We start from the raw sequence: 21,632 nt of genomic DNA, 5'->3' as shown, positions 1-21,632 counted from the left end.
AAGGGGTCGCGAAGAAGTCCGCCGAGAGCGGAACGGGACCGGACCGGACCGGGAGCGGAATGTTTCAGGCCGATTAACGAAGCTATGAAAACCGGTCATCGAGCCAACCGAAGGGATCATGAAGCGCTTGCTTACGGCGTTGCGGCGCTCGAATTCTGTTACTTCTCGCCACTGATTCAATACGCAAGGTTACTGAAACCCATGGGGTCGATGTGAGATTCGGCTGCGGACTAGGCAGACTCGCGCTCGTCGCGTTCGGCACCGACCGAGCCGGACCGGCACCCCCGAATCGAGCGGAAGGATGCACACAATGCGGAACACCGCGCGCTGGGCAGCGACCCTCGGCCTCACGGCCGCCACCGTCTGCGGATCCCTCACCGGGTCCGCGCTCGCCGCCCCGGCCGCAGCGCCCACCTCCCTGTACGCCCCGTCGGCGCTCGTGCTGACCGTGGGCCACGGAGACAGCGCCGCCACCGTCGACGCGGCCCGGGCCGTGACCCTGAACTGCGCCCCGACGCCCTCCGGCACCCACCCGGCCGCCGCCCTCGCCTGCGCCGAACTGCGGGCGGCCGGCGGGAACCTCGACGTCCTGGCCGGGCCGGGTGACGCCATGTGTACCAAGCAGTACGACCCGGTGGTCGTCACCGTCGACGGCGTGTGGCAGGGCAAGCGCGTCTCCTTCGAGCGCGCCTTCGCCAACGAGTGCGTGAAGAACGCTGCCAGGAGCAGCCTCTTCGCGTTCTGAGACCGGGATCGCGGAGTCCTCGTGGACGCCGAGAGAGGCTCGTGAAGTGGGGAGTGCGAGCCCCTGGCACGGGAGCACCGTGATCCCGTAACCCGGAGGCCGTCGGGCGGTGTGGGGCTGCCCGCCGGCCTCCGGTATCACGCGTTGAGCAGGACGCGGCGAAGGACGCGGCGCGTCGCAGGCCGCGGCGGAATGTGTGGCGGAGGGTTTCCGGCAGGGAACCTCGGGGACTGCTAGGAGCGCTCCCGGTGGCTGGTGTCGCACCAGGGATAGCGGCGGCTGCGCCGGCACGTGCACAGGGCGACCCGGAAGCGGTCGGAGGCGACCGTGGTGCCGTCCTCCAGTTCCACCTCGACCGGCCCCTCGACGAGCAGGGGACCGCGTCGCTGGACGCTGATCCGGCAGGGTCTGTCAGCAGGGGAGTTCGGCACGGACGACCACCAGCTCCTCGTTCTCGTCGGCGGCGGACAGCAGACCCCGCTCCCGCAGCCAGCCCTTCCGCTCGCGCAGGACCGGGCCGAAGGGAATGCGATGACGTCGCGTGACGGACGCCTTCAGACCGGACGCGCGCAGGACCGTGAGGGTGCTCGCGGGGTCATTGAGCGCGGAGTGCACCATCAGCAGCACTCCGCCGGGGCGCAGCAGCCGGGGCGCCTCGAGACAGATCCGGTCGACCAGCAGCCGTCCGTCGCCGCCCCCGTCCCAGGCCCGGGCCGGTCCGCGTCCCGTCCCGGCGGCCGGCGCGGGCACATAGGGAGGGTTGGTCAGGATCAGGTCGAAGGACCGGCCGTGCACCGGGGCGAAGAGGTTGCCGCGGTGGACGCGCACGGGCAGCCGCTCGCGCCAGGCGTTGAGGCGGGCGGAGTACACCGCCCGCCACGACACGTCGATCGCGGTGACCCGCGTGCCGCGCCGCGCCGCGGCCAGCGCCAGCGCGCCGGTGCCGGTCCCCACGTCGAGGACGTCGGCGCCCGGCAGCAACGGTTCTTCGGACAGCGCCCCGGCGAGCAGGGCGGTGTCCTCCTGTGGGGCGTAGACGCCCGGGAGTACCAGGGGATTCACGATCACCGGGTACCCCGGCCTTCACGAAATATCGGCTTTTTCCCGGTCGGTGATCGGCGTGCGCAGGGAGGACTCGCCCGTGCGCCAGGCCGCGAGCAGGCGGGCGCCGAGACGGTCCTCCAGATACCCGGTGGCGTCGAGACCGAAGGTGATGTCGGGGGCCAGGTGCGGTTCCTCGACGAGCAGACCGCCGATGACGTCGTGACGGACGACCTGCTCGTGCACCGCGTCGGCCTCGACGTGCTCGTCGTAGAAGTGCACGGCGGCGGGTCCGGCGTCCACGCGGCGCATCGCCTGCGCGAGCCGCCGGGAACCGGGCGAGGAGGTGATCTCGACCGCAGCGAAGTGGCCCACGAGGGCGCCCCTGAGGGACCGGTGCAGGCCGAAGAGGGACATCATGTTGACCGTGGCCAGCGTCTCGGCGCACGCGGCGTCCAGATAGCGGCCGTAGGTGGTGTCCAGCCCCAGGTCCGTCATCAGGTCCGCGAACAGTTGCGCGTGGACGCGCTCGGGGCGGCCGCCGCCCCACTCGTCGAACTCCACCGCCGCCATCGCCGCCTTGGCCCGGCCCCACAGCCTCGGCAGCACCCACGCGTGCGGGTCCGCCTCCTTGAGGTGGTACAGGGACCGTTGGGCCGCGTACTCGCGCACCTGCCACAACTCGCCCTCCGCCGCGAGGAAATGGCTGACACCCGTACCCTCCACGGGCTCGACGAGCAGCTCCGCGAGCGCGTCCTCGACAGAGTCGTGGACCGGTGTGTCCTCGCGCAGGGCGGTCAGAAAACGGTGCTCCAGCGCGGCCCGGACCCGCAGCAGGGCGGGATCCCACTCACGGTCGGGCGGCACGCCCGCGAAACCGCGGTAGTGCAGCTCGTAGCAGAGATACAGGGCCAGCTGGAGGTCGTCGCCGTACGGGGACGCCGACGCGACCGTCTCGGCCGGCGGGAGCGGACCCGCGCCCGTGAGGTACCCGTGGACGGCCGCGGAGACCGGTCCCCGGGTGACCGGCAGCCGTGGCCCTTGGGAGTCATGTGCCATGCGTGGCGGGTACCCCTCGGAGGCCGGGTCACCCACGCGCGTAGAGACCGAGGCCGACCGCACACCGCGACGATCGCCCTCCGGTCCACGAAACCCCGGGGGCGGCCGGGCCCGGTCGCCCTGGGACTCCTCCCGGGCGCGTCGGGGTCAGGGGCAGGGTCAGGGTCCGTGTTGCGCGAGGCGCAGCGGCACCGGCTCCGGGATCGCGGCCTCCTCGTCGTCGGCGAGCCGGGCGACCTCCGCCCACCAGGCCGGGCCGTCCTCCATGTGCCGCAGCATGACGCCCTCGCGGATCGCCCACGGGCAGACCGTGACCGAGGTCAGTCCGGTCAGTTTCATCGCCGTGTGTCCGATCACGGCACCGGCGAGGCTCTGCGCGGCGCGCGGCGCGGAAATGCCGGGCAGCCGGGCGCGTTCGGCGGCGGGCAGGGCGGCCAGGGTGGTGATGGCCTCGCCCAGGTCGCTGCGGTGCAGGGTGCGGTCCATGAAGGGGCCGTGCCGTCCGGGGGCGGCCCCGCACAGCCTGCCGAGCTGCTGGAAGGTGCGGGAGGTGGCGACCGCCGTGCGCGGACCCTCCCAGCGGACCCGGGCGGCCACGTCCCTGAGCTGGTGGCGGATCCTGCGCCGTGCCGCGCGGAGGGCCTCCGCGGGCGGCGGGTCCTGCTCGGCGAAGAAGTCGTGGGTGAGGCGGCCCGCCCCGAGGGGCAGTGAGGCCACGAAGTCCGGCAGCCGGCCCCGGCCGAAGGCCACTTCGAAGGAACCGCCCCCGATGTCCAGCAGGGCGAGCGGTCCACAGCGCCAGCCCATCCAGCGGCGGGCCCCGAGGAACGTCAGCTCGGCCTCCACCTCGCCCGGCAGGGTGCACAGCGCGACGCCGGTCCGTGCGCGGACCGTACGCAGCACCTCGTGCCGGTTGGGGGCCGAGCGGACCACGGCGGTCGCGAAGGCCAGCGGGCCCGCCGCCCCCCACCGGTCCGCGGTCCGGGCCGCCGCGGCGACCGCGGCCACGAGGCGTTCCACGGCCTCGTCCGGGATGGAGGCCCCCGGCGCCACCTGCTCGGACAGCCGTAGCCGCCACTTGGCCGTGTGCACGGGCAGCGGGACCCCGCCCGCCGCGTCCGCCACCACCAGCCGCACGGTGTTCGACCCCACGTCCAGCACGCTGATTCTCATGGACCGCGAGTACCCAGGCCTAAACCTCTGCCTGCCGAGCCCTTCGGCGTCACGGCACGGAGGGGCCGCCGTCCCCGGTGGACGGCGGTCCCTCTCCCCGGTGCGGCTCCCGCCGAAGGCCCGTCACATATGGACCACCGGCGCCGCGTTCGCGTCCTGCTCCGGCACCCCTCGGCGGAAGAGCGCGAACGCGATGGCCGCGCCCGCCGCGAAGAAGCCGGCCGACCACCAGAAGGCGGTGGTGTAGCTCTCGATGGTCGCCTGCGCCCGGACCAGCTTGTCCGCCGGGTTCTTCCCCGCGAGGTAGTCGGCGGCGGCGCTCGCGGCCAGCGTGTTCAGCAGGGCGGTGCCGATCGACCCGCCGACCTGCTGCATGGCGTTGACCGTGGCGGAGGCCACGCCCGCGTCCTCGGCGGCGACCCCGCCGGTGGCCAGCTGCATGGCGGGCGGCATGACCAGACCGAGGCCGAGACCGGTGATGACCAGCTGCGGCAGCACCGCGCTCAGGTAGTGCGAGCCGACGCCGATCCCGGTCAGCCAGGCCATGCCCACCGCGGCGATCGCGAAGCCCAGCGGGATGACCGTCTTCGGACCCAGGCACGGCACCAGGACCGTCGTGCCGATCTGCGCCGCCACCATGAGCGCCGCGACCATCGGCAGGAAGGCGACACCTGTCTTCGTCGGACTGAAGCCCAGGTTCAGCTGGAGGTAGTACGTGAGGAAGAGGAACACGCCGAACATGCCGGCGCCGGAGATCAGCACGGCGAAGAAGGAGGCCGCGCGGTTGCGGTCGAGGAGGATGCGCAGCGGCAGCAGCGGGTGCGCGGCCCGCGTCTGCCACCAGGCGAAGGCCGTGAGCAGCACCCCGCCCGCGATCAGGAAGCCCCAGGTGCGCGGCGAGTCCCAGTCGTGGGTCTCGGCGTTGGAGAAGCCGTACACCAGGGAGAACAGACCGGCGGCGACCAGGACCGTACCGGGCACGTCCAGCTTGGAGTTCTGGGCGTCGCGGTGGTTGGACAGCAGCACCCAGCCGCCCGCGAAGGCGACGACGGCGATGACCACGTTGACGTAGAGCGTCCAGCGCCAGTCGAGCGCGTCGGTCAGCACGCCGCCGAGCAGCAGGCCCACCGCGCCGCCCGCACCGGCGATGGCGCCGTAGACGCTGAACGCCTTGGCGCGTTCCTTGGCGTCGGTGAACGTGGTGTTCAGCAGCGAGAGCGCGGCGGGCGCGAGGAGCGCGCCGAAGGCGCCCTGAAGTGCGCGGGCGGTGACCAGCATCTCGAAGTTGGTCGCGGCGCCGCCGAGGGCGGAGACGGCGGCGAAGCCGACGACACCGATCAGGAAGGCCGTCTTGCGGCCGAAGAGGTCGGCTGTCCGGCCGCCGAGCAGCAGCAGGGAGGCGAAGGCCAGGGCGTAGGCGGTGACGATCCACTGCCGGTTGCCGTCGGAGAAGCCGAGGTCGGCCTGGGCCGAGGGCAGGGCGATGTTCACGATGGTGGCGTCGAGCACCACCATCAGCTGGGCCAGGGCGACGACCGCGAGGATCCACCACTTCTTGGTGGACGCTGCGGACGGCCCCTGTTCGGCGCCCGCGAGGGTGCCGTCCGTCAAGGTCTTCGGGGACATGGGGAACCACTCCAGGACGTGAGGGCAAAGAGCACGTAAACGAAACGGTTTCGTACACATCGAGGCTAGAGCAGTTTCAGCGAAACGGCAAAGTTTCGTTAGTTGGGGGAGGGAGACCGGACCTCAGGCCAACTGGCGCCGCACCAGCTCGTGCAGCCGTCCACCCGTGTCCGCGAGGAGCTGGGCGGGCGGGCCCTGCTGGGCGACCTTGCCGTTCTCCATCACGACGACCCGGTCGGCGTCCAGCACCGTCGAGAGGCGGTGGGCGATGACGATCCGGGTGGCGTTGAGCTTGCGGGTGCTCTCGATGACCGTGCGCTGGGTCTCGTTGTCGAGGGCGCTGGTCGCCTCGTCGAAGAACAGGATGCGCGGCCGGCGGATCAGCGCCTGCGCGATCATCAGACGCTGACGCTGGCCACCCGAGACCGACCCGCTGTCCGAGACGATCGTGTGGAGCCCCATCGGCATGCGCTTGATGTCCTCGGCGAGACCCGCCATCTCGGCCGCCGCCATCGCCTCCTCGGGCGTGTAGGCCTCGGTGCCGCAGATGACGTCCAGCAGGGACCCGGTGAACGGCTGGGCGTGCTGGAGCACCACCCCGCACTGCCGCCGTACGGCCGACTGGTCGAGCGCGGCCAGATCCTGGCCGTCGTACAGCACGCTGCCCGAGACCGGCCTGTCGAAGCCGATGAGCAGCCTGAGAAGCGTCGACTTCCCGCAGCCGCTCGGGCCGACGACCGCCACGAACTCGCCCGGCCGCACCTCGAAGGAGACGTCGTCGAGGACGAGGGGACCGTCGTCGGAGTAGCGGAACGACAGGCGGCGGGCCTCGAGCGCGCCGGTCAGCGGGCCGGGGCGGGTGTTCGCCGTGCGGACCTCGGGCACCGCCTCCAGCACCGGCCGGATCTCCTCGAACAGCGGCAGCGCCGCCACCGCCGAGACGAAGGCGCCGGTCAGCGAGGTCACCGCGGTGAGCAGCATCGTCATGGACGTGTTGAAGGTGAGGAAGTCCGCCGCCGACAGGGCGCCCCGCGCCGGACCGGCCAGCAGCATGAACATCAGCAGCGAACACAGCGGCAGATACACCGAGCCCAGCACCGTGTTGAGGTTCTTGATCCGGCCGAGGCGCTGCTGGAGCTCACGGCTGCGCGCGAACTGCGCCGCCCAGGCCGCGTACGCGTAGTTCTCGGCGGCCGCCACCCGCAGCTTCGGCAGGCCCCGCAGGGTCTGGAACGCCTGGTTGTTGAGCTTGTTGGAGAGCACCACGAGCCGCCGCTGCCAACGCACCTGCCACAGCCCGAGCGCCAGGAACACGGACGCGATGACGACCAGCATGCCGATCGCGGCCAGCGCCATCGGCACGCTGTACCAGAGCAGCAGCCCCAGGTTCATCGCGCCGACGGTGACGGACTGCGCGACCGACGGACCGAGTCCAGCCAGCAGCCGGCGGATCGCGCTGATGCCCATCGCGGCGCTCGCCAGCTCACCCGTGGAACGCTCGGCGAAGAACTTCGTCGGCAGCCTGAGCAGCCGGTCCCACACCGCCGGCTGGAGCGTCGCCTCGATCCGGCCCTCCATGCGCAGCATGGTCAGGTTCTGGAGCAGCATGAACGCCGCGGCCACCACGCCGCTGACCATCACCGCCAGACACACCTGCACGATCGGCCCCTGCTGGGCCTTCGGCACGTACTCGCCGAGCACCTTGCCGGTGGCGATCGGCACCAGCGCCCCGATCACCACCGTCACCAGCCCGCTGAGCAGCAGGCTCGTCAGGTCCCCCGCCGTACCCCGCATGCTGAACCGCAGCAGCCCGAGGGGGCCGAGGCTCCGTTCCGGCAGCGGGCGGTAGAACATGACCGCACGCGGCTCGAACTCCTCCGCGTTGGCCTTCTCGACCGGGGTCTCCCGCCCGGTCCCGGGATGCACGGCGACATACCCGCCGCGCCGCCAGAGCAGCGCGACCGGCGCCCCGGACAGGGCCCGGTGCCCCACCAGCGGCCCCACGTCGTCCCGCCACCAGCGGCCGTCCAGGCGTACCGCCCGGGCGCGCACCCGGGAGGCGAGGGCGACCCGCTCGACCGGGTCGAGCCGGTCGCTGTCGGCGCCCATCCGCGCGGGCTCGGCGAGGGTGATCCCGGCGGCCCGGGCGACGAGTCCGCAGGCCGCGTAGGTGGCGTCGGCGTCGGCGGCCGTGGCGCGCCGGTCCGCACTCCTGCCGCCGTTGCGGTCGCTCCTGCCGCTCTTCCCGATCGACGCGAGCAGGGTCCGGTCGGCCTGGTCGCGGACCGCCTCACCGGCCTTGATCCCGGCGGCCGCACGGGTCTCGTGGGTGTGCTCCAGCTGCTCGATCCAGCGGTCCAGCGTGGTCAGCAGCCGGTACTGCTGGTCGACCATGCTCTGCCACACCGCGGGGTCCATCAGCAGGTCGGCGGCCGCCTCGGCGCCGTACAGCGAGCCGTACTGCACGCTGCCCGGTGGGACCTGCATCCAGAACACGTCGTCGTCCTGGACCTCCGCCGCCCGCTCGGTGGCCATCGGGGCCTGGAAGAGGATCGACAGACCACGGCCGACACCGAGCGCGAGCGCGTACTCCAGCGGGCTCGAAGTCGGCGGCACGTACTGGGGGTTGCCGTACTCGTCGTAGGACCAGGTCTGGGTGTTCGCGGGCTGGTACAGCTCACGCAGACCGACGCGGTGCACCACGCAGTCGCGCAACGGACGTGCGACGAGGGTGTGATGAGGGCCGGTGACCGGACCCAGCAGCAGGGCGCCCGCCTCGAGCCGGCCCAGGTGGTGCCAGTGGCCCTGCTGTTCGGCGTCCACCGCGAACAGGTCCAGCGCGCCCGACGCGACCAGCCACAGCACCTGCGGACCCTCCAGGTCCAGGCGGCCGAGGCCGGCGCAGTCGATCCGTGCGCCCAGCTGCTCCAGCGCGGCGAGTACGACATCGCCCTCGGGTACGGCAGTCATCTCAACGCTCCCTGACCAGTGCCGCGTACGAGCCGCCGCGTGCCACCAGTTCCTCGTGCCGCCCGCGCTCGACGACCGTGCCGTGCTGGAGTACGACGATCTCGTCGCTGTCGCGGACCGTGCTGAGCCGGTGCGCGATCACCACGCACGCACAGCCGCGCCGGCGCAGGTTGTCCATCACCACCTGCTCGGTCTCCGCGTCCAGCGCGCTGGTCACCTCGTCCAGCACGAGGATGCTCGGCCGGCGCACCAACGCCCGCGCGATCTCCAGGCGTTGGCGCTGACCGCCGGAGAAGTTGCGGCCGTCCTGCTCGACCCTGCTGTGGATGCCGCCGGGCCGCCGCAGGACCGTGTCGTGGAGCGCCGCGTCGCGCAGCGCGTCGACGACGGCTTCGTCCGGGATCGACGGGTCCCACAGCGCCACGTTGTCCCGCACCGAGCCCTCGAAGAGGAACACCTCCTGGTCGACGAAGGACACGGAGGAGGCGAGCGCCCCGCGCGGAATGTCCTCCAGCCGCTGCCCGTCGATGCGGATCACCCCCTCCCAGGGCGCGTACAGGCCCGAGATCAGCCGGGACACCGTCGACTTGCCGCTGCCCGAGCCGCCGACCAGCGCCACCTGCTGCCCCGGTCCGACGGTCAGGTCGAAGCCGCTCAGCAGCGGCTTGTCCAGCGGGCTGTAGCCGAAGGTGATGTTCTCCAGCTCGACGTGACCGTGCAGCCGGCGCGTGGACTCGGCGCCGGAGCGGCGGTCGTGGAGCGGGTCGGCGCGGAAGTTCTCGACGTCCTTCAGCCGGGCCACGTCCGCCGCGAAGTCCTGGATCCGGCCCGCGACCCCGTTGAGCCGGGTCAGCGGGGCGGTGAAGCGGGTGACCAGAGCCTGGAAGGCGACCAGCAGACCCACCGAGATATGGCCCTCGATCGCCCGCATACCGCCGATCCACAGGATCAGCGCGCTGTTGAGCGTCGCGAGCGTCGGCGCGACCACGCCCAGCCAGGCGCTCGGCACCCCGAGCCGCTGCTGCTCCTCCAGCGTGGTGGCGTGCTGCCCGGCCCACTTGCGGAAGTACCCTTCCTCGCCGCCGGTCGCCTTCATCGTCTCGATCAACTGAAGCCCGGTGTAAGCCGTGTTGGTGAGCCGGGCGTTGTCCGCGCGCAGTTTCGCCGTCCGGGTGGCCCGCAGCCGGATGACGATCCGCATCGCGACGATGTTCAGCAGGGCCACACCGATCCCGACGAACGTCAGCTGCGGGTCGTAGGTGTAGAGGAGGACGGCGTACAGGACGACGACGATCGCGTCCACGCCCGCCGACGCCAGATCGCGGGCCAGGGTCTCGGCGACCGCGTCGTTCGACTGGAGCCGCTGGACCAGGTCGGCCGGGCTGCGCTGGGAGAAGAAGGTCACCGGCAGCCGCAGCAGATGGCGCAGGAAGCGGGCGCTGGAGAGGGTCGAGGAGATGATCCGGCCGTGGTGCAGGTTGGCCTGCTGCAGCCAGGTCAGGACCACCGTGAGGGCCACACACGTCGCCATCGAGGCGAACAGCACGCCGAGCAGCGAGGTCTGCCGGCCTATCAGGAACATGTCGATATAGGTCCGGCTGAGCGCCGGCACGGCCGAACCCACCAGGACCAGCAGCAGGCTCGCCAGCACGGCCGCCGGCAGGGTGCCCGCGGTGCCCCGCAGCCGGGCCGGCATCGCGCCCAGCACACCCGGTCTGCGGCCGCCCCGTTCGAAGTCCTCGCCGGGCTCCAGCACCAGTACGACGCCGGTGAAGCTGCCGTCGAAGTCCTCCATCGGTACGAACCGCCGGCCCTTGCCCGGGTCGTTGATGAACACGCCCCGGCGGCCGAAGCGACGGCCCAGGCCCTCGTAGACGACGTAGTGGTTGAACTCCCAGAAGAGGATGGCGGGCGACTTCACCCCGGCGAGGGCCGCCAGGTCCATCTGCATGCCCTTGGCCGTCAGGCCGTAACCGCGGGCAGCCTTCAGCAGGTTGCTGGCCCGCGAGCCGTCCCGGGAGACACCGCACGCGATGCGCAGCTCCTCCAGCGGGATGTGCCGGCCGTAGTGCCCGAGGACCATGGCGAGCGAGGCCGCCCCGCACTCCACGGCCTCCATCTGGAGCACGGTGGGCGTACGGACGGTCCTCACCCGGCTCTTGGGGACGGGACGCCGGGGCGGCGCGGCACGCCGTCGGGTGCGCGGCTGCTCGGTGGTGGTCACGGGAGCAGCCAATCGACGGGACGCTGGTCGGCCAGCCGGATCGAGCCCGTGGCCATGGTCATGGAGGTGAGGGTGTACGGCGGCCCGTCGGCGGACGACCACTTGTAGCCGCTCTTCGTCGCGGACGACTTGTCCAGGCGGACCAGGACCGCCACCGGGCGGCCGTCCTTCGTGAACTGCTCGCCCAGCTGGCTGTCGCCGAGGAAGGCGGCGATCGCCTGCGCCGACCGGGGCGCACGGTCCACCGACTTCACATGGCCGCGCAGCACGCCGTACTCCTGCGACGGGACGGTCTGCACGGTCAGGTCGACGGCCGCGTCCTGCGGGATGGCGGCGGCGTTCTCGGCGGGGACGTACACCGTGGCGTACAGCGGATCGCCGGCGTGGGCCACCTTCTCCACGGCGGCGACGTTCGCGCCGGTGGAGATGATCTGCCCGATGGTGGCGGCGAGCGCGGTGATCCGGCCCGCGGCGACCGTCCGCACCACGGAGTCGCCCTCGGCCGTCCGCACCTTCAGCACGGGCGAGCCCGCGGAAAGCCGCTCGCCCTCCTTCGCGAGGACCGCGGTGACCTGGCCCGCGGCGGGGCTCTGCAGGATGTAGCTGCCCTCGCCGTGCGTGAGGACGGCGGGCGCGCTCACCGTCGAGGCGACCGAACCGGTCACCGCCCACACGGACGCGGCCGTCATGACGACCAGCGTCACGGACAGCGCCAGCCAGCCCTGGGGGCGCGCGAAACGCACCGGCAGGTCGAGCTCCTCCGGCGACTGGAGCTTGGCGAGGGCCTGTTGGCGGAACTGCACGGGGCTTACCTCGGGAGGTTCAGGGCACCGAAGAGTCCCGGAGCCGGGTGACGGCTCCGGGACTCGAAGGAGTCACAAAAGGGCGCGATCAGAGACCGGCGACCAGGTTGGCGACCGGGGCCGTGTTCAGGCCGGTGACACCCTCGACGGTGCCGACGGCCGTGTTGACCAGGCCGGAGACCGGGGCGATGCCGTCCACCAGGCCGGTGACGGTGCCGACCGCGTTCAGGGACAGACCGCCGGAGACGTTGTCCAGCTCGGCGTCGGAGATCTCAGCGGTCTGAACCTGGGGGGTGGAGTTCATGGTGGAACTTCCCTTCACATGGATATCTCATCAGGGGGAGCGGCCCCCTCTGGGGACAGATGACGGCCGCGACCACGGGCACCGGAACTCCCGTTTCCGGGAGACCGCGGTAGCCCTGCGGTGCGATGGATCAAAGCAGGTCCGCGGTCGGCGCAGCCAATCAATCACTGGCTTCACCTGCGAATTTGTGTCACGGGAGCGTCAAACGGTGCAGGTGCGCCCACCACTTGTCGGCGACTTCTTCACACCATGGGCGGGATCTGCTCGGATGAGCGTCCGGCGCCGTCGCGGCGAATGCGACACTCCCGCCCCAAAGGCGCGGGGGGCGCCGACGAGTTGTGCAGAACCCCTGCTTCCGGTGACCCGCTTGGGCATTCGATGTGCAGATTCTCTGAAGCGGGGATTCCGCCCGGCGTTCTCCACGCGGTGTCATCGACCGGACACGTACGGTTGCGCGCGCGTCCGCCCGGGCCGGTGTCGCACAGCCGGTGCACATGTCTGCGATCGCGATGCGCTGGCCCGACTTCGTCGGCACCGATCGAATCAAGCCATCCGAACCTGTCGCCGCCCACCGGAACGAAGGAGGCGGCCGCGCCGTCTTCATCCGTTCGGGGTTCCGCACGTGGACGGCGCGGCCATCCCCCGCGGCGTCGTCCGCGCCCGTCGTCCGCGCCCGCCCCGCGATTCCGCCGTCCTCCCGTAACAACGCCTGTGACCAGGGGAGACGCGGGCTCGGGCGATGCTCGCGGACGCCCTCGACGGGCCCGTCAGGGGCGAGTGTCCAGGGCGCGAAGACGGCCGAACGGATCTTGTCGGCTTGGGCGGTCGTCGTCGTCATTTGGGCGATTGTTCCCGGGACCGCGAGCCCCGACCCGGGTCCTGGCCGATTCAGGGGCTGGCAAAGGAAGTTGGCAAACGCGATTGAACGCACCCGGTGAACCCCGCGTACTCATGGCCAACCAGGCGCCGCTGTACGGAGCTGCCGAACCCGGCAGCCGGACCCCGTCCCCCAGGAGGTCGAGTTTTTTGAGTCACAAGCGAGTTACGAAGCGCAAGGCCATCATCGCGGCAGGCGGTGTGGCGGCGCTCGGAGCGGCGGCCATCCTGCTTCCCCAGGCCAACGCCTCCCAGGACGGCGGCTCCAACGACGCCGCCTCGGTGAAGACCCTGAAGGCGGGCGACGCCTCGGACCTCGCGTCCCAGCTCCAGAAGCTGCTCGGTGACGCCTTCGCCGGTTCGTACTACGACGGCGCCGGCAAGCAGCTGGTCGTCAACGTCGTGAACGTCTCCGGCGACGACAACAACGTCGTCGCGCAGGCCGAGAAGGCGGGCGCCAAGGTCCGCGAGGTCGAGAACAGCACGGCCGAACTCAAGGCGGCCGCACAGACGCTGAAGACCAAGGCGACCATTCCGGGCACCTCCTGGGCCGTCGACCCCAAGACGAACAAGATCCTCGTCACCGCCGACTCCACGGTCACCGGCAGCAAGTGGGACACGATCGACTCGACCGTGAAGACCCTCGGCACCGGCTTGGCGACGATCAAGAAGTCGGGCGGCACCCTCAAGCCCCTCGTCTCCGGCGGCGACGCGATATTCGGCGGCGGGGCGCGCTGCTCCCTCGGCTTCAACGTGACGGCGGGCGACGGTTCTCCGGCCTTCCTGACGGCCGGTCACTGCGGTGTCGCGGCCAAGCAGTGGTCCGACAGCCAGGACGGCCAGCCCATCGCCACCGTCGACCAGGCCACCTTCCCCGGTGACGGCGACTTCGCGCTCGTGAAGTACGACGACCCCAACACGCAGGCGCCCAGCGAGGTCAACACCGGTCAGCAGACCGTCGCGATCAGCCAGGCCGCCGAGGCGACGGTCGGCACACAGGTCTTCCGGATGGGCAGCACCACCGGTCTCAACGACGGTCAGGTCCTAGGCCTCGACGCCACCGTGAACTACCCCGAGGGCACCGTCACGGGCCTCATCCAGACGAACGTCTGCGCCGAGCCCGGCGACAGCGGCGGCTCGCTCTTCACCCAGGACGGCCAGGCGATCGGTCTGACCTCGGGCGGCAGCGGCGACTGCACGGCCGGCGGCGAGACGTTCTTCCAGCCGGTGACCACCGCTCTGGCGGCGGTCGGCGCGACGCTCGGCGACGGTGGCGTCGGCGCCGGTGACGCGGTCGGCGGCGACCAGGCCGGTGCCGTGGACGCGAACGGCGACGGTATCGACGACAACACGGGTGAGGCCATCCAGGGCGGCAACGACCAGGCCGGTGCCGTGGACGCGAACGGCGACGGTATCGACGACAACACGGGTGAGGCCATCCAGGGCGGCAACGACCAGGCCGGTGCCGTGGACGCGAACGGCGACGGCATCGACGACAACACGGGTGAGGCCATCCAGGGCGGCGGCGACGCCGCGGCCGACGGCGGTGTCGACGAGAACGCCAACGGTGGCGCGGACGAGACCGGCAACGCACAGGACCAGTCCGGCAACGGCCAGGAGAACGGCTCGGGTGTGAACGAGTCGCACTGACACGGCATCACCTGAACGGTCCGGCCCTCCGGCGGGGGCCGGACCGTTCGTGTGCGCGCCCGGCGACGGCCGTCAGTCGTCCCCCAGCGCCCTCAGCAACAGCAGCGCCACGTCGTCCAGTCGTTCCTCCGCCGCCGCGTAATGTCCCACCAGCTCGTCCGCCAGCTCCTCCAGCGGACGGTCCCCGGCCTCGCCGAGCCGCCGGCCCAGGTCGGCGACCGCGTCCTCGATGTCCACCCCCGGCGTCTCGATGAGCCCGTCCGTGTAGAGGGCGAGGACACAGCCGCCGGTCAGTTCGACCTCCGTCGTCGGATAGGTCGCCGAGCCGTCGATGCCCAGCAGTGGACCGCCCGCGAGGTCGAGCACGCGCACCCGGCCGTCCGCCCGGCGCAGCAGCGGCGGGGGATGCCCGGCCCGGGCCATGACCGCCCGCCCCCGGGCCGGGTCCAGTCGTAGGTACAGACAGCTCGCGAACAGCTCGGAGCCGAGGTCGATCAGCAGCCGGTTGGTGCTGCGCATGACCTCCGCGGGCCCCTGTCCCACCGTGGTGTACGCGCGGACGGCGGTGCGGATCTGCCCCATCAGCCCGGCCGCGGTCACGTTGTGCCCCTGTACGTCCCCGATCACCGCCGCCGCGAGCGGGGGCGAGGGCACCAGGTCGTAGAAGTCCCCGCCGATCTCCATCCCACGGGTGGCGGGCAGATAGCGGGCGGTCGCCTCGATCCCGGCCAGCGACGGCAGCGAGGGCGGCAGCAGCGCCGCCTGCAACCCGTGCGCCAGCTGGTGTTTGACGTCGTAGAGCAGGGCGCGGTCCAGGGCCTGCGCGATCAGTCCGGCCAGGCTGGTCAGCACCGCACGCTCGTGCGTGGAGAAGACGCGCGGTTCGGCGTAGGCCAGCACACAGGCACCCACCGGGCGGCCGGAGGCGATCAACGGCAGGAAGGCCCAGGCGCCGAAGCCGTCGGGGGTGGAGTGCCGGGCGGGGTACAGGCGCTCCAGGTGCTGCCGGGAGTCGAAGAACGCCGGGACGCCATGGGCGACGGCGCGCGCGCCCGGCGTCGGGGAGGTCAGCGGCGTCCGGTCGAACCGTTCCACGACATGCGGGTCGGGATACCCGTGGTGTCCGAGCACGTGCAGCCGGCCGGCCCGGGCGCCCAGCAGCGCCAGGGCCTGACTGCCCACCGCCGGCGCGATCTCGTCCGCCACCAGCCCCACCACGTCCTGCACACTCACCGTCTCGGTGAGCGCCCCGGCCAGGCTGAGCGCCTGCGACATCGAGACCAGCCGGGTCGGCGCGTCCTCCGAGCGGGGGTCGGACGGTCCCATCTCCGACACCGCCCGGGCCCGGCTGATCCGCACGCTGATCCCGGTGGTACTCGGATACAGCCGCAGGGACAGCCACTGCGAGGGCGGGCGCAGCGCCACGAACGAGGTGGCCTCCTGGCTGATCAGCGCGGCCCGGTAGCGCTCCTCGTACAGCGGATCGTTGAGCCACGGCACGGCCGCCCACAGCTGCGAGCCCAGCAGCGCGCCGACCGGAACGCCGAGCAGTTCGGAGGCCGCCGCGTTCGCGAAGCCGACCCGCCCGCTCACGTCCAGCGAGCACATTCCGTACGGCAGCCGCGCCACCATCCGGGCCGCCTCGACGGTTCCCAGTGTGTCGGCGGCGCCGCCCAGCGAGCCCGTGTCCAGCAGATCGGACTCGGCCCGCAATGAACGGTTCCTCGACGCGGCGCGTTCCAGCCGCAGTGCGAGCCGCTCGCAGGCCGCCGTCAGCTCCTGGCGCTCCCGGTCCGACAGCTCCGGCGGGTGCGAGCCCGGCCAGGTCACGAAGACCGCGCCGTACACCCGGGACGCGGTCCGCACCGGGAGCGCGGCCAGCGCGAAGGGATACGGCAGGACGACGGCGATACGCGGATAGCGGCGGGCCATGTCCTCCGCCCCGCCCACCCACACCAGCCGCCGTTCGCGCACCGCCTCGGCGACCGGGATCGGCGCGCTGAGCCCCACCCGCTCCCAGGGCGCAGCGAACGCCCGGGGCAGCCCTGCCATCACCGCCATCTCCAGCACGGACTCGTCGCCGGGAAGCAGGTAGACGGCACCCGAGTGCGCCCCGACGGCGTCCATCATCGACGTCAGCGCCAGGGAGAGCAGCGGCTGGCCGACCGGCGCCCACACGGTCGCGGGCGCCTGACCGGACGACGTCTGCCCGTCCGACACGGCGACCACCTCCTCGCCCGGCGCCGCGCGAGCCCCAGGGTCCAAATCTGCCCCCTGGCGGCCCGGCGCGCACGGCGAGCGGCGCCTGCCGAAGGCCGCTCCTTACCCCGTCGGACCATCTCCATGCGCCCTCGGCAGAAGCGCACGACGGCGTACGAGCGCCCCGCGTGCGCCCCCGCGCAACCTGATGGCTGGATCTTCGCGGGTGAGAAGTGGTCCCGGAGCCCAAGAATGGGCACGCGTTCAGCACCACGGGCAACAGCACGTAACCGGCGTACGGCGAGCTGAAGGGGCGGCAGTGATCCAGGTACTTCTGGTGCACGACGCGTGTCTGGTCAGATCGGTTCTCGCGCAGTGGCTCTCCCGGGAACCCGATCTGCGGGTGGACGACGTCCCGTGGCGCAGCGCGGCCGGCCGCGTCGGGACGGTGCGCCCGGACGTGTGCGCGGCGGATCTCGACTGCTCCGACGAGTACGGTCTCCCGCCCCTGGACGACCTGTGCCCGCGGGGCGCTGGACGGGTGCCTCCGCGGTTGCTCGTGCTTGCCAGTGCGAACAGGCCGGGCCTGCTGAAACGGGCGCTGGAGGCGGGGGCGCTCGGCTACGTCGACAAGGCGGGCACGCCGGAGCAACTGCTGCACGGCATCCGGAAGGTCGCCCAGGGGGAACGTTTCGTCAACAGTTCGCTGGGCTTCGGATTCCTCAAGGCCGCCGAGATGCCGCTGACCCGTCGCGAGCTGAGCGTCTTAACCCTCGCCGCCGAGGGCGCCTCCGTCGCGGAGATCGCGGGGAACCTGCACCTGTCCCACGGCACCGTGCGCAACTACATGGCGGCGATCACCCGCAAGACCGGCGCCCGCAACCGCGTCGACGCCATCCGTATCTCCCAGGGACAGGGCTGGCTGTGAGGTGGACCCGGCCGCCCCGGCCGCCCCTGCTTGCCCGACTTCCCCTGCTGCCCGTGCTTGCTCGACGTCTCCGGCCGCCCCTGCTTCCGCGACTTCCCCGGCCGACTCCCAGCCGCCGACGAGGTCGCGGTACAGCGCGGAGCGTCGCACCACCTCGTCGTGCGTCCCGTGCGTCGTACGCGGCCCGTCCATGACCAGCACCCGGTCCGCGCGCCTGGCCGAGCTGATGCGGTGGGCGACGACGACCAGCGTGCCGCCCGCCCGGACGGCGAAGGCCCGCTCGGCGCGAGCCTCCGCCTCCGGGTCCAGATGACTGGTCGCCTCGTCGAGCAGGGCGAGCGGGGCGGACGACAGGTACGCGCGCGTGAGGGCGATCAGCTGGCGTTCGCCGCCCGACAGCGCCGCCGGATCCACCTGCGCGCCCGGTCCGCCCAGCGCGTCGAGCAGCGGGGCCAGCCCGACCGCCTCGGCCGCGGCGAGCAGCTCCCTCGCGGGCACGGGATCCGGCCGCAGGTGCGTGAGATTCTCGCCGAGGGTGCCGCTGAACACGTATGCCTCCTGCGGGATGAGCACGCGCCGAGCGGCGGCGTCACCGCCCGGCACCGGCCGGCCGCAGATGCGTATCTCGCCGCGCACCGGTGCCAGCAGCCCCGCGACCAGCCCGGTCAGCGTGGACTTGCCGATCCCGCTCGGACCCACGACGGCCAGATGGGCCCCGGCGGGCAGGGCGAGCGTGAGGCCGTCGACGACGGGCGCCGAGGCGGAGCCGTAGGCGAAGGTGAGGGAGTCGAGGGAGAGCGCGGGTGGCAGGGGGCCCCGCCGCACGGTGCTCGGCACGGCCACCGGAGCCGCGGTGCGAGGGGCTTGCTCCGGCGGGCCCCCGCCCGGCGGGGAGTGGCCGGTGGCGCTGGGCAAGGGGTGGCCGGTGGGCGGGCAACGATCGTCAGGCAGGTGGTGGCCGGGTGCTTCGCGGGGTTGGGGCGGGGTGGGGTCGGTGTGGCCGGGTGTTTCTTGGGGCTGGGGCGGGGGAGGGCCGGTGTGGCCGGGTGCTTCGCGGGGTTGGGGCATGGTCGGGTCGGTGTGGCCGGGTGCTTCGCCGGGGCGGGGTGCGGTCGGGTCGGCGTTCGCGGTCTGCCGGGGATCGGGCGGTCGGAGGCGCCGGGTCGCCGTCCGGGCGCCGGCGGCCGGGGGTTCCGCCGCCTCGCCGTGCGGTGCCAGGCGCCGTAGGACGACTGTCAGGCGGGAGCCGCTGGTGCCCAGACCGTGCACGAGACCGGTCAGGGCCGGGAGCAGGGACTGGGTGACATAGGCGAGGGCGCCGACGAGGGCGCCGGGGGTGACGCCGTGGTCCAGGAGCCAGGGGGCGCCTGCCAGCAGCAGGACCAGCGGCAGTTGGCCACCGAGCGCCAGGCACGCGACCCGGGCCACGCCCCACCGGGCCAGGGCGCGGGCGGCGCGCAGCTCGGCCTCGACGAGGGCGCCGGTGTCCGCCGCGATCCGGTCCTCCGCGCCGGCCGCCGTGACGTCCCGCAGCCCTGGGCAGACGACCCCCAGGCTCCCCGCCAGCGCCTCGTCGGCGGTGAGGAACACCTCCTGCCGGCGGGCCAGCGGACGCAGGGTCACCACGAACAGGCCCACCCCGGCGACGAGCGGCGGCGCGACGACCACGAGCAGCCGCGGCGCGAGCGAGCACAGGCCGGCCAGGGCGCCCGCGGAGGTGAACACGAACGAGCGCGAGACCATCACCAGGCCCGCGAAGCTGTCCCGGGCGATCTCCACCTGCTGGGTGAGTCCGGACAGCGCCCCGGCATCGGCCTCGCGCACCCCTCTGCGCACCACCCGGGTGACGAGCCGGTCCCGCAGCGGCTCCACCAGGGCGGCGACCGACCCGTACACCCGCCCGGTGCCGTACGCGCCCACCAGTACCCCGAGCCCGGCCACCGCGAGCCATCGCAGCCCCACCCCGGCCCGCCCGGCCAGGAATCCGTCGTCCAGCGCCCGGGCCAGGGCGTATCCGAGCAGGAAGGTCTGCCCGGCCTCCAGCACCGACCAGCCGACGAGCCCCGCCAGGGCCCGCCGGCGGCCCAGCAGGAATCGGAGCCCCCTGGCCCGCAGCCCGTCCGGGCCCGCCGCCCGACTCACCGCCGTGTCTCCGGGCCGGGCGCGGCCTTCGCCCCCGCACCCGGCTGCGCACCGGACCCGGCCCTCTCACCTGGCCCGCTGCCCGTCCCGGCACCTGTCGTGACGCCCGTTCCGGCACCTGTCCCGAACACCGCCCGGTACCCCGCCGTCCGCCAGAGCTCCGCATGTGTCCCGAGGGCTCGGACCCGCCCCCCGTCCAGCCAGGCCACCGCGTCGGCGCGGGCGGCCGTGGAGGCGCGGTGGGCGACCACGAGACGGGTGGCGGTCGTGGTGCGGCCGAACACGGCCTGGGTGACCTGGCGTTCGGTGATCGTGTCGAGGCTGGAGAGGGCGTCGTCGAGGATGAGCAGACGGCCCCCGTGGGCGAAGGCGCGGGCCAGGCCGAGACGCTGGGCCTCGCCGCCGGAGTGCGGGGCGTCCGCGCAGGGTGTGGCGTAGCCGTCGGGCAGGCGGCGGACGAAGTCGTCGGCGCGTGCCGTGCGAGCGGCCTCCCGGACCCGGGCGGGGGAGGCGTGACCGAGGGAGACGGTGTCCTCGATCGTCGTGCCCAGCAGGGCCGGACGGTCGAAGGCCTGGGAGATCGCCGCCCGCAGTTCGGTCCGGGGGAGGGCGGACAGCGGTACGCCGTCCAGCAGCACCTCTCCGCCGTCCGGGTCGGCGAGCCTGCCCGCCAGCGCGGCCAGGAGCGACTTGCCCGCGCCCGAGCGGCCCACCACGGCCAGCGTCGTCCCGCCCGGCACCACCAGATCGACTCGGTCCAGCACTGTACGGTCACCGCGGCGGGCGGTCACGCCGCGCAGTTCCAGCCGGCCCGGGCCGTCCGGAGGGAGGCCGCGGTCGCCGTAAGGAGGTGCCGGTTCGGTCAGGACCTCGCCGAGACGGGTGGCCGCCGTCCGGGAGCGGACCAGGCCGGAGAGCTGTCCGACCATGACGCCGACGCCGGTGGCGAGCACCGCGTAGCGCGACGCGGCGAGGACGTCGCCCGGCGACAGCCGGTGCCGGGTGAGCAGCAGGCCCGCGACGGCGACGACCCCGAGGTGCAGCAGGGGAGCCACCGCGGTCGCCCGCGCAGCGGCCCGGCCCTGGACCCGCCACATGCCCCGGCCCGCCCGGGACAGCTCGGGCAGTGGTCGCAGGATCCGAGCGGTGTCCCGGGCCGTGGTGCCGGCGGCGCGGATCGTGCGGGCACCGCCGACCGCCTCCGTGAGCGCGGCCGCGATCCGACCCTGTGCGCGCAGGTAGTCGGCCACGCACGCCGAGGTGTCCCGGGCGAGGGAACGCAGCAGGAGGGTCAGAACCGGCGCACCGGTCAGCAGGACGGCCGCGAGCCACGGGTCGATGAGGGCCAGCGCCGCCACCGCGCCGACGGGTCCGGCGAGCGCGGCCAGCAGCGCGGCGCGGGCGCCCGGCGCCGTACCGGCCTGGGCGGCGCTGCCGACGACCCGCGCGACCAGGTCCCCGGCGCCGAACCGGTCCGTGGCGCGTGGGCCCACGGCCAGGACATGCCCGATGATCCGGCGGCGCAGGAAGGCGGTGGTCCGGGCGTCGAGAGTGCCGGCGAGAACGGTCTCGCCCGCGTCGAGCAGGGCCAGCAGCAGGACGAGGGCCGCGCAGCACAGCACCCAGCGGGTCGCGGGGCCGTGGGTGAGCAGCAGGTCCAGGGCCCGGCCGAGGGCGGCGGGCAGCAGCAGTCCGGCGCCGGTCGCCGCCACGCTCACCAGGGCCAGCGCCACGCAGCGCGACCCGCTGTGCCGGGTCGCCGAGCCGAGCAGTTCACCGGTCGTCCGGTCCATCGGCATCCTGCTCCCGCACTTCCTCGGAGGTTCTGGGGAGGCCGGCCCCGGGCGGCCCGCTCCCGGAGGAGCGGACCGCCCGGAGCGTTCAGCACGTGG

At 73.0% G+C, this 21,632-nt stretch carries 14 protein-coding genes and 1 pseudogene; 3 read left to right on the top strand and 12 right to left on the bottom strand.

The window, feature by feature from the left end:
• Positions 1-310: 310 nt before the first annotated feature.
• Entirely contained in the window at positions 311-745 is a 435-nt protein-coding gene (locus ACFWBB_RS31650) for a protease inhibitor (protein ID WP_385279167.1), read from the top strand.
• Positions 746-978: 233 nt separating this feature from the next.
• Here ACFWBB_RS31650 and ACFWBB_RS31645 read toward each other — a convergent pair whose 3' ends face one another.
• The 9 genes from ACFWBB_RS31645 to ACFWBB_RS31605 form a co-directional block, all read right to left on the bottom strand.
• Complete coding sequence (locus ACFWBB_RS31645) at positions 979-1,176, bottom strand: CDGSH iron-sulfur domain-containing protein (protein WP_307166705.1); 198 nt, start codon at positions 1,174-1,176, stop codon at positions 979-981.
• Positions 1,157-1,807 carry a HemK2/MTQ2 family protein methyltransferase gene (locus ACFWBB_RS31640; RefSeq protein WP_385279165.1) on the bottom strand — a complete coding sequence of 217 codons (651 nt, stop codon included), beginning with the start codon at positions 1,805-1,807 and terminating at the stop codon, positions 1,157-1,159. The genes ACFWBB_RS31645 and ACFWBB_RS31640 overlap by 20 nt, the downstream gene beginning before the upstream one ends.
• A 21-nt stretch (positions 1,808-1,828) precedes the next feature.
• Entirely contained in the window at positions 1,829-2,845 is a 1,017-nt protein-coding gene (locus ACFWBB_RS31635; protein WP_385279163.1) for an iron-containing redox enzyme family protein, read from the bottom strand.
• Between the two features lie 159 nt (positions 2,846-3,004).
• Positions 3,005-4,018, bottom strand: coding sequence for a Ppx/GppA family phosphatase (locus tag ACFWBB_RS31630; protein WP_385279161.1), 1,014 nt, complete (start codon positions 4,016-4,018; stop codon positions 3,005-3,007).
• A gap of 123 nt (positions 4,019-4,141) precedes the next feature.
• Positions 4,142-5,644: an MFS transporter gene (locus ACFWBB_RS31625; RefSeq protein ID WP_385279159.1), complete on the bottom strand. Its 1,503-nt coding sequence runs from the start codon at positions 5,642-5,644 to the stop codon at positions 4,142-4,144.
• A 123-nt stretch (positions 5,645-5,767) separates the two neighbouring features.
• Positions 5,768-8,614, bottom strand: a complete 2,847-nt coding sequence (locus ACFWBB_RS31620; protein WP_385279157.1) for an NHLP bacteriocin export ABC transporter permease/ATPase subunit — start codon at positions 8,612-8,614, stop codon at positions 5,768-5,770.
• A gap of 1 nt (position 8,615) precedes the next feature.
• Positions 8,616-10,838 (bottom strand): NHLP family bacteriocin export ABC transporter peptidase/permease/ATPase subunit, encoded by a 2,223-nt coding sequence (locus ACFWBB_RS31615; protein ID WP_385279155.1) that lies wholly within the window; start codon positions 10,836-10,838, stop codon positions 8,616-8,618.
• Complete coding sequence (locus ACFWBB_RS31610; protein WP_385279153.1) at positions 10,835-11,641, bottom strand: HlyD family efflux transporter periplasmic adaptor subunit; 807 nt, start codon at positions 11,639-11,641, stop codon at positions 10,835-10,837. The genes ACFWBB_RS31615 and ACFWBB_RS31610 overlap by 4 nt, the downstream gene beginning before the upstream one ends.
• Before the next feature lie 88 nt (positions 11,642-11,729).
• Positions 11,730-11,945, bottom strand: coding sequence for a type A2 lantipeptide (locus ACFWBB_RS31605; RefSeq protein WP_385279151.1), 216 nt, complete (start codon positions 11,943-11,945; stop codon positions 11,730-11,732).
• Between the two features lie 1,026 nt (positions 11,946-12,971).
• Between ACFWBB_RS31605 and ACFWBB_RS31600 the strand changes: the two genes are divergently transcribed.
• Entirely contained in the window at positions 12,972-14,471 is a 1,500-nt protein-coding gene (locus ACFWBB_RS31600; protein WP_385279149.1) for a S1 family peptidase, read from the top strand.
• Positions 14,472-14,543: 72 nt separating this feature from the next.
• Here the strand turns inward: ACFWBB_RS31600 and ACFWBB_RS31595 are convergent, their stop codons facing one another.
• Entirely contained in the window at positions 14,544-16,700 is a 2,157-nt protein-coding gene (locus ACFWBB_RS31595; protein WP_385279211.1) for a SpoIIE family protein phosphatase, read from the bottom strand.
• 178 nt (positions 16,701-16,878) lie between these two features.
• On the opposite strand from ACFWBB_RS31595, the pseudogene ACFWBB_RS31590 reads away from it, so the two are divergent.
• Positions 16,879-17,514, top strand: a pseudogene (locus ACFWBB_RS31590) (LuxR C-terminal-related transcriptional regulator); the annotation flags it as partial.
• Here ACFWBB_RS31590 and ACFWBB_RS31585 read toward each other — a convergent pair.
• Positions 17,437-19,740, bottom strand: a complete 2,304-nt coding sequence (locus ACFWBB_RS31585; protein ID WP_385279147.1) for an ATP-binding cassette domain-containing protein — start codon at positions 19,738-19,740, stop codon at positions 17,437-17,439. The pseudogene ACFWBB_RS31590 and the gene ACFWBB_RS31585 overlap by 78 nt on opposite strands.
• Positions 19,737-21,539: an ABC transporter ATP-binding protein gene (locus ACFWBB_RS31580; protein WP_385279145.1), complete on the bottom strand. Its 1,803-nt coding sequence runs from the start codon at positions 21,537-21,539 to the stop codon at positions 19,737-19,739. The genes ACFWBB_RS31585 and ACFWBB_RS31580 overlap by 4 nt, the downstream gene beginning before the upstream one ends.
• Positions 21,540-21,632 lie beyond the last annotated feature (93 nt).

The organism is Streptomyces sp. NPDC060000 (assembly GCF_042737375.1).
Classification (GTDB): domain Bacteria; phylum Actinomycetota; class Actinomycetes; order Streptomycetales; family Streptomycetaceae; genus Streptomyces.
Note: the sequence above shows the minus strand (reverse complement) of the source record. Positions and strands in the feature narration are given on the sequence as shown.